The organism is Mesorhizobium sp. M4A.F.Ca.ET.050.02.1.1, from assembly GCF_003997725.1.
In the GTDB taxonomy this organism is placed as follows: Bacteria; Pseudomonadota; Alphaproteobacteria; order Rhizobiales; family Rhizobiaceae; genus Mesorhizobium.
Genome location: NZ_RZSG01001448.1, coordinates 1 through 557, shown reverse-complemented (window position 1 = coordinate 557; position 557 = coordinate 1). Strand labels below are relative to the sequence as shown.

1 protein-coding gene is annotated in these 557 nt (G+C 58.7%); it reads right to left on the bottom strand.

What is annotated here, in order from left to right; genetic code table 11:
* On the bottom strand, positions 1–255 hold a 255-nt coding region (locus EOA33_RS38065), incomplete at its 3' end, for an antibiotic biosynthesis monooxygenase (RefSeq protein ID WP_127407865.1).
* Positions 256–557: the final 302 nt, after the last annotated feature.

Sequence of the window (557 nt, the reverse complement as noted above, 5' to 3'; positions counted from 1 at the left end):
CTCGTGCGCGACCTTGACGATCGGCACTACTTTGTCGACCGCTGCCTGGCTTTCCCATTCGACGATGGTGACGAGGTTGAACTCGCCCGGCCCGGAGAACTGCTCGAGCAGGAAATCCTGCACGAAGCCCTCCTGCCGGCGCAGCAGTTCATGGGTCATCCGGACCTTGCCGATGATCTCCTCGCGGGCTTCAACCGGGACGACGAACTTATCGACCCGGAACACGCTGCCATTGCCTTGATTTTTATTGCTCATTTCGATCTGTCTCCGTTTGGGAAAAGCTCATTTCGCAGGGGCTCGGAGACGGTTTGCAAGCTCAAGATAGGTTGAGGTCAAGGGGAAATTTTGCGCCGACTTCCCCTTCTCCTCCTGTGGGAGAAGGTGGATCGGCGCGCAGCGCCGAGACGGATGAGGGGTGCTGGAAGATCGGCTGCCGCGATTTCAACATATCGCCAAGCTGGAACACCCTCATCCGTGGCCTTCGGCGACACCTTCTCCCACACGGGGAGAAGGAAGAGGCGCTAACTGACCTCCGACGTCCTTCTCCGTACGATGAC